This is a genomic window from Amycolatopsis sp. NPDC114505 (assembly GCF_055633615.1).
In genome coordinates, this window is sequence record NZ_JBVKDV010000004.1 from 458,461 (window position 1) to 467,409 (window position 8,949).

Annotated in this window: 1 pseudogene; it reads right to left on the bottom strand. The window is 74.3% G+C overall.

The features are described 5' to 3' along the window. Window positions 1-18 precede the first annotated feature (18 nt). Window positions 19-8,934, bottom strand: a pseudogene (locus tag ACZ7OU_RS40350) (type I polyketide synthase); the annotation flags it as partial. Between the last annotated feature and the right edge of the window lie 15 nt (window positions 8,935-8,949).

The window sequence follows — 8,949 nt, forward strand, 5'->3', positions numbered from 1 at the left end:
CGCCGGCGAACCCGCGCGTCACGCGAGTCCCAGCTCGTTGTCGATGAAGTCGAAGATCTCGGTCTCACTGGCCGTCTCGAGCTTCTGCCGCGTGTTTTCCGCCGGGCCCGTGGCCAGCCGGCCCAGCAGCGCCTGCAGCCGCGTGGTGATCCGGGTGCCGGCGAGCTGCTCGGCGGTCAGCGCGGCGAAGGCCGCTTCGATCCGGTCGAGCTCGGCTTCGGCCGCCGCGGCCGGGTCGGCCGGGCCGAGCTCGCGGCCGAGGTGCTGGGCCAGCGCCGCCGGGGTGGCGTAGTCGAACCCGAGCGTCGCGGGCAGGGACAGCCCCGTGGCGGCGGCAAGCCCGTTGCGCAGCTCGACGGCGGTCAGCGAGTCGAGCCCCAGCTCCTTGAACGCGAGGCCGGGATCCACTGTGGACGGACTCGCGTACCCGAGCACGGCGGCGACCTCGGCGCGCACCAGCTCGAGCAGCGCGCGCTCCCGCTCGGGCCCGGTGAGCGCGTCGAGCTTCGCCCGGAGGTCCGGCTTCTCCACCGTGGTGAGGGCCCGGCGGGCCTCGGGCAGGTCGTCGAGCAGCCGCGCGGCGCGAACAGCGGTGGCGAACACGGCCCAGTCGACATCGGCCACGGCGACGACAGGCGCGTCTCCGCTCATGGCGCGGTGCAGGGCCGCGGTGGCGAGCTCGGGGGCCAGCGGACGGATCCCGCCACGTTCGGCGCGGGCGCTGGTCCCATCGGCCATGCCGGCACCGGCCCACGGACCCCACGCGATCGAGGTGGCGGGCAGGCCGAGCCCGGCCCGGTGCTCGGCGAGCGCGTCGAGCACGGCGTTGGCGGCGACGTAGTTGCCCTGTCCGGCCGCGCCGAGCGTGGCCGCCAGGGAGGAGAAGAGCACGAACGCGGACAGGTCGCGGGTCAGTTCGTGCAGGTTGATCGCCGAGTCTACTTTGGACTTGAGAACGGTCGCGAGCCGCTGCGGCGTCAGGGAGTCCAGGACGCCGTCGTCGAGAACACCGGCGGCATGCACGACGGCGTCGAGACCGGGAAGAGAGTCGAGCAGCTCGGCGGCGGCACCCCGGTCGGCGAAGTCACAGGCGGCGATCGTCACCTTGGTGCCCAGTGCGCTGAGCTCGGCTTCCAGTTCGGCGGCGCCGGGAGCGGCGGGACCCCGCCGTCCGGCAAGCACGACGTGCGGCGCACCGGTGCGTGCGAGCCACCGGGCGACCTCGGCACCCAGGGCGCCGGTACCGCCGGTGACCAGCACCGGGCCGGTGGGGGTCCAGGGCTCGCCTGTCTCTGCACTCGGGGCTCGCACGAGCCGCCGGGCGAAGGTGCCGGCGGGGCGGATCGCGAGCTGGTCTTCGCCATCGGTACCGGCGAGGGCGGCGATGAGGCGGGTCAGCTCGGGCTCGCCGGGGTCGGCGGGGAGGTCGGCGAGGCCACCCCACCGGTCCGGGTGTTCGAGCGCGGCGGTCCGCCCGAGGCCCCAGACCCCGGCGGCCAGGGGGTGCGCGGGAGTCTCGCCTTCGAGGGCGACGGCTCCGGTGGTGACGGACCAGAGCGGCGCGTCGACGCCGGCGTCGCCGAGGGCTTGGAGGAGGGTCGTGCTCAGCGCCAGGCCGAGGGGAACGGACGGCTGGCCGGGGGTGGGATGGACGGCCAGGCCCAGCAGCGAGAGGACGCCGGTGATCGGGCCGGGGGCGGATTCCGCTCCCAAGCTGCCTAGCGACCCGAGAGCAGGCTCGCCACCCAAGCCACCAGGCACGCCGAGCGACCCGAGGCCAGGCGCGCCGGCCGTTCCGGGCAGCGGCTCGCCGCCCGCAGCGGCGGCGGAGCCGAGGCCGAGCAACTCGGCCGCGACCGCGTCGCGATCCGGCGCTTCGAGCGTCACCGGCACCGGCTCGACACCCGCCTCCACCAGCGCCGGAAGCACCGCCTTGACCAGCGGCTCCTCCCCGCACCCAGCGGGAACCACCACGAGCCAACGACCGGACAACCCCACCCGAGCCCGCTCCGCCACCGGCCGCCAAGACACCCGATACTGCTTACTGTCGACCGGCGACATCACCGGCACCAAGGGCTCCGGCCAGAAAACCTGCCGCTCGAAGGGGTATGTCGGCAGCGGGATGTTCCGGCTCCCGGACACCAGCGACGTCCAGTCCACAGCACCCCCGCTGACGTGCAGCGAAGCCAGCGCCGACAACGCCGTCGACGGCTCCGGCCGATCCTTGCGCAACATCGGAGTCGCCCCCGCCAGTGCCGACAACGTCCCGTCCGGACCCAGCTCCACCAGCCGGGTCACCCCGGCCTCACGCAGCCTCGACACCGCGTCGGCGAACCGGACCGGCTCGCGCACCTGCCGCACCCAGTACTCCGGGTCCGTGACATCCGCGTCGGGACTCACCGTGGACATGACGGGGATGCGCGGCTCGGCATACCCGATCCCGCGCGCCACCTCGGCGAACTCCTTCAGCATCGCGTCCATACGCCTCGAGTGAAACGCATGCGAGACCCGCAAATCCCTAGACTTCACCCCGCGCCCGGTCAGCTCGGCCGCGATCTCGGCCAAAACCTCGGCGTCGCCGGACAGCACCGTCGACTGCGGCCCGTTCACCGCGGCCAGGTCCGCGCGGCCCGCCGCGATCTCGAGAACTTCCTGCTCCGACGCCTGCACGGCGAGCATCGCGCCGCCGGCGGGCAGCGCCTCCATCAGGCCCGCCCGGGCGGCGACCAGCTTGCCGGCGTCCGCCAGTGAGAACACTCCGGCGACGTGCGCCGCCGCCAGCTCGCCGATCGAATGGCCGGCCAGGTAGTCCGGCCGGACGCCCCACGACTCCAGCAGGTGGAACAACGCCACCTCGATCGCGAACAGCGCCGGCTGCGTGTACCCCGTCCGGTCGAGCGCCGCCGCGTCGCCGAACACCACCTCGCGCAACGGCCGGTCCAGCGCCGGGTCGAGCACCGCGCACGCCGCGTCGAACGCGTCCGCGAACACCGGGAACCGCGCGTACAGCTCGGCCCCCATCCCGACCCGCTGCGATCCCTGACCGGCGAACAGGAGGCCGGTCGCGCCGTCGCCGGCCTGTCCGGTGACGACGCCCGCGCCCGAGGCGCCCGAGGCGACCGCGGCCAGCCCGGCGAGCGGGTCGGCGCCCGTCACGACCGCCCGGTGGTCGAACACCGCCCGCGCGGCCAGCGACCGGCCGACGTCGGCGACGTCGGCGTCCGAGGCGGAGACGAACTCCAAGAGACGCGCGGCTTGAGCTCGCAGCACCCCTTCCGAGCGGCCCGACAACGGCCAAATCACGTCCGAACCCGAAGCACCGGCCACTTCGAATACTGGCGGCTGTTCGAGGATGACGTGCGCGTTCGTCCCGCTGAAGCCGAACGACGACACGCCCGCCCGACGCGGCCGCTCCGAACGCGGCCAAGGCGTGGCCGACGTCAGCAAAGCCACGGCGCCACTCGACCAGTCGACGTGCCGCGACGGACGGTCCGCGTGCAGCGTCTTCGGCAGCACGCCGTGCTCCAGCGCGAGGACCATCTTGATGACGCCGGCGATCCCGGCCGCCGCCTGCGTGTGCCCGATGTTGGACTTCAGCGAACCCAGCCACAACGGCTGCGAACGGTCCCGGCCGTAGGTCGCCAGCAACGCCTGGGCCTCGATCGGGTCGCCCAGCGCGGTACCCGTGCCGTGCGCCTCGACGGCGTCCACATCGGACGGTTGCAGGCCCGCGTTCGTCAGCGCCGCCCGGATCACCCGCTGCTGCGACGGACCGTTCGGGGCGGTGAGCCCGTTCGACGCGCCGTCCTGGTTCATCGCCGAGCCGCGCAGCACCGCCAGCACCGGGTGCCCGAGCCGCCGCGCGTCGGACAGCCGTTCGACCAGCACGACGCCCGCGCCTTCGCCCCAGCCCGTGCCGTCCGCGTCGTCGGCGAAGGCCTTGCAGCGACCGTCCGCCGCGAGCCCGCCCTGGCGGGAGAACTCGACGAACGCGCCGGGCGTCGCCATCACCGTCACGCCGCCGGCCAGCGCCATCGCGCACTCGCCCGACCGCACCGACTGCGCCGCCAGGTGCAGCGCCACCAGCGACGCCGAGCACGCCGTGTCGATGGTGACCGCCGGGCCACCCAGGCCCAGCACGTACGACACGCGGCCCGACACGACCGAAGCCGCGTTCCCGGTGCCGACGAACCCGCCGAAGTCCTCGCCCGAGCCCGCGAGCACGGCCGGGTAGTCCTGCCCGTTGGTGCCGAGGAACACGCCGACGTCCGGACCACCGGCCGGGTCGACCCCGGCGCGTTCCAAGGCCTCCCAAGCGGTTTCCAGGACGAGCCGCTGCTGCGGGTCCATCGCCAGCGCTTCCCGTGGCGAGATGCCGAAGAACGCCGGGTCGAACTCCGTGACGCCGTCGACGAACGCACCCGCGCCGGTGACGACGCCGGCCGCCGCGAGGCCCGCGACGTCCCAGTGCCGGTCGGCGGGGAAGCCCCCGACCGCGTCACCGCCGGAGATCAGCAGCTCCCACAGGTCCTCCGGGGACCGCACGCCGCCGGGAAAGCGGCAGCCCATCGCCACGACGACGATCGGGTCCTCAGTGGACGCCGCTGCCCGCTCGACCACCGGCGATTCGTCCGTCGTGCCCGCCAGGTGCGCGGCCAGGTCGGCGGCCGTCGGGTAGTCGTAGATCAGCGTCGCGGGCAGGTCCGTTCCGGTGGCCGCGCCGAGCCGGTTGCGCAGTTCGACGGCGGTCAGCGAGTCGAACCCGAGATCCTTGAACGACTTGTCCGCGGCGACCTCCTCGGTGTACCCGAGCACCGCGGCGACCTGGCGCCGGACCAGCGTCAGCATGTCCACATCGGACAGTTCGGCGTCCGGAGCGCCGGCCGCCTCGGGCAGTTCGGTCAGCAGGCGGCTCGGGCGCACGGCGGTGAGGCCGGGACCGAAGACCGGCCAGTCGACGTCGGCGAGCGCGATCGCGACGTCCCCGGCACCCAGTGCCCGGTCGAGCGCGGAGAGCGCGAGGCCGGGGTTCAGCGGCGAGAGCCCGCCGCGTCGCAGCCGGTCGCGGACGACTTCGTCGGCCGCCATGCCGGCGTCGGCCCACGGCCCCCAGGCGAGCGAAGTCGCCGGAAGCCCGCGCGAACGCCGGTACGCGGCCAGCGCGTCGAGGTACGCGTTCGCGGCCGCGTAGTTGCCCTGCCCGGCCGATCCGACGGTGCCCGCGAGCGACGAGAACAGCACGAACGCCGAGAGCTCGCGGCCGGCGGTGGCCTCGTGCAGCTGCCAGGCGGTGGTCGCCTTGGCGCGCAGCACCCGGTCGAGCTTTTCGGGGGTGAGCCCGTCGAGCACGCCGTCGTCGAGCACGCCCGCCGCGTGGACGACGGCGGTCAGGTCCGGCAGGGAATCGACGAGCGCGGTGACCGCGTCCCGGTCGGTGAAGTCGCAGGCCACGACCGTGATCTCGGGCATCGCCGGTTCGGTCGCAGCCGGGCCGCGACGGCTGGCCAGCACGACCCGCGACGCGCCGCGCTCGACCGCCCAGCGCGCGAGGTGCCCGCCGAGGGCGCCGGTGCCGCCGGTGATCAGCACCGTCCCCGTGACCGTCCACGGAGGACATTCGCCGGTCAGCGGTGCCCGCACGAGCCGCCGGGCGAAGACCCCGGAGGGCCGGACGGCGACCTCGTCTTCATCGCCGTCGGCGAGCACTCCGCACAGCCGGTCGAGCGCTCGTTCGTCGAGCGTCTCGGGCAGGTCGACCAAGCCGCCCCAACGACGCGGGTGTTCCACCGCGGCGGATCGGCCGAGTCCCCACACCTGCGCCTGCTCCGGGTGCGTGAGGGGGTCGGAGCGGCCGGTCGAGACCGCGCCGCGGGTCGCGCACCACAGCGGCGCGGACCAGCCGAGCGTCCCGAGAGCCTGCACTAGAGCGAGGGTGTCTTCCACCGCCAGCAGCGAAAGAATTCCGGCGGGTTCGTCTGCTGGCAGCGCGGCGCCGGCCGGGACATGCAGCACGTCCGCACCCCGGTCGCGCAGGCCCTCGACGACGTCGTCGGCACCGTCGCCCACCACGAGCCAGCGGCCGGACAACCGGGTCGCGGTCGTTCCGGTGACCGGGCGCCAGCCGACCCGATAACGCCAGTTGTCTACTGTGGACTCGTCGTGCGCGCGACGGCGCCACGCGGCCAGCGCGGGGACGACGTCGCTCAGCGGGGTCTCCGATGGCACGTCGAGCGCGGTGGTCAAGGCGGCGAGATCCTGCCGCTCGACCGCCGACCAGAACTGCTCCGCGCCGGTGTCCACGACCTCGGCGGACTCGGGCGAGGTGAGCCAGAAGCGTTCGCGCTGGAAGGCGTACGTCGGCAGGTCGACCCGCCGGGCGCCGTCGAGCAGCGCGGTCCAGGCGGGCGTTCCGCCCCGCACGTACAGCTCGGCCAGCGCGGTCAGGACCGACTCCCGCTCGTCACGCCCCGCGCGCAGCATCGCCACGACCGGGACGCCCGCCAGCCCGGCGAGGGTCCCGGCCGGGCCGATCTCGACGAACCGCGTGGTGCCCCGGCCTTCGAGCGCCGTCACGCGGTCGGCGAACCGGACCGGTTCGCGCACGTGTCGCACCCAGTACTCCGGGTCGGTCAGGTCGGCGGGTTCGCCGGTGACGATCGGGATCTTCGGCGCCGAGAAGGTCAGCCCGGCCACGACCTGGCGGAACTCGGCCAGCATCGGGTCCATCAGCACCGAGTGGAAGGCGTGCGACACGGCGAGCCGCTTGGTCTTGCGCCCGCGCGAAGCCAGTTCGGCCGCGGCCGCGAGGACGGCGTCCTCGTCGCCGGACAGCACGACGGAGTCGGCCGCGTTGACCGCGGCGAGGTTCACCCGCTCGCCCAGCAGCGGGGTGACCTCGGCTTCGGTGGCTTGGACGGCGACCATCGCCCCGCCGGCCGGGAGCGCCTGCATCAGCCGGGCGCGCGCGGCGACCAGCTCGCAGGCGTCGGCCAGCGAGAGGATCCCGGCGACGTGCGCCGCCGCCAGCTCGCCGATGGAGTGCCCGGCCAGGAAGTCCGGTTTCACGCCCCAAGACTCCAGCAGCCGGAACAGCGCCACCTCGACGGCGAACAGCGCGGGCTGCGTGTAGCCGGTGTCGTTCAGGGACTCATCCGAGATCGCTTCGGCCAGCGGGAAGTCGAAGCCCGCGCACACCTCGTCGAAGGCCGAGGCGAAGACCGGGAACTCGCGGCGCAGCCCGGCACCCATGCCGATCCGCTGGGAACCCTGACCGGAGAACAGGAAGGCGAGCTTGCCCGTCTTGCCCGCCACACCGTCCACAAGGGACGCGGACGGCGCGTCGGCGGCGAGAGCGTCCAACGCCGTCGCGGCCCCGGCGACGTCGGCGGCCAGGACGACGGCCCGGTGCTCGAACGCCGACCGGCCGGTGACCAGCGACAACGCGGTGTCCGCGAGCGGCTGGCCCGCCGTCAGGTGTTCCCGCAGCCGGGCGGCCTGCTCGCGCAGGGCTTCGCGGGAGCGGGCCGAGAGCGCGAGCGGCACCGGTCCGCCCACCGCGCCCGCCGCGGCGGGCGTGGAGTCGTAGCTTTCCAGGACCACGTGCGCGTTGGTCCCGCTGATGCCGAACGACGAAACGCCGGCGCGGCGCGGAGTCTCACCGGCCGGCCACGCGACGTTCTCGGTGAGCAGCTCGACCGCCCCGGCCGCCCAGTCGATGTGCGGCGAAGGCGAGTCGACGTGCACCGTCCGCGGCAGCAGCCCGTGCCGCATGGACAGCACCATCTTGATCACGCCGGCCACGCCCGCGGCGGCCTGGGTGTGGCCGATGTTCGACTTGACCGAGCCGAGCCAGAGCGGCCGGTCGCGGTCCTGGCCGTAGGTCGCCAGCAGCGCGTGCGCCTCGATCGGGTCGCCCAGGGTGGTGCCCGTGCCGTGCGCCTCGACGGCGTCCACTTCGGACGGTTTGAGCCCCGCGCTCGCCAGCGCGGCCCGGATGGCCTGCTGCTGCGCCGGGCCGTTGGGGGCGGTGAGGCCGTTCGACGCGCCGTCGGAGTTGACCGCGGAGCCGCGGACCACGGCCAGCACCGGGTGCCCGTTGGCCAGCGCGTCGGACAGCTTCTCGACCAGGACGAGGCCGACGCCCTCGGACCAGCCGGTGCCGTCGGCCGCGGCCGCGAAGGGCTTGCACCGCCCGTCGGGCGCGAGCCCGCGCTGGCGGCTGAACTCCAGGAACATGCCGGGGGTCGACATGACGGTGACGCCGCCGACGAGCGCGAGCGAGCACTCGCCGCGCCGCAGCGCCTGGGCGGCCCAGTGCAGCGCAACCAGCGACGACGAGCACGCCGTGTCGACGGTGACGGCCGGGCCCTTGAGCCCGAGCTGGTAGGCGACGCGGCCGGAGATGACCGCGGTCGAGTTGCCGGTGAGCAGGTGGCCTTCGACGCCGTCGGGGAGCGCGGTGAGGCCGGAGCCGTAGCCGGTGGACGTGCCGCCGACGAAGACCCCGGCTTTGGTGCCGCGCAGCGACAGCGGGTCGATCCCGGCGCGTTCGATGGTCTCCCACGCCGTTTCGAGCAGCAGCCGCTGCTGCGGGTCGGTCGCCAGCGCCTCGCGCGGGCTCATCCCGAAGAAGCCGGGGTCGAACTCCGCCGCGTCGTAGACGAACCCACCCTCGCGGACGTAGCTGGTGCCCGCCTGCCCGGCGTCGCCGGAGTACAGCGCCGCCGGCCAGCCGCGGTCGGTCGGGAAGCCCGCCATGCCGTCGCCGCCGGCGGCCAGGAGCTGCCACAGCTGGTCGGGGGTGCGGACGCCGCCGGGGAAGCGGCAGCCCAGGCCGATCACGGCGACCGGCTCGGCGTCCCGGTCCTCGACCTCGCGCAACCGCTGGTTCGCCGCCCTCAGGTCGGTGGTGACCTTCTTGAGGTAGTCGAGCAGCTTCTTCTCGTTGTC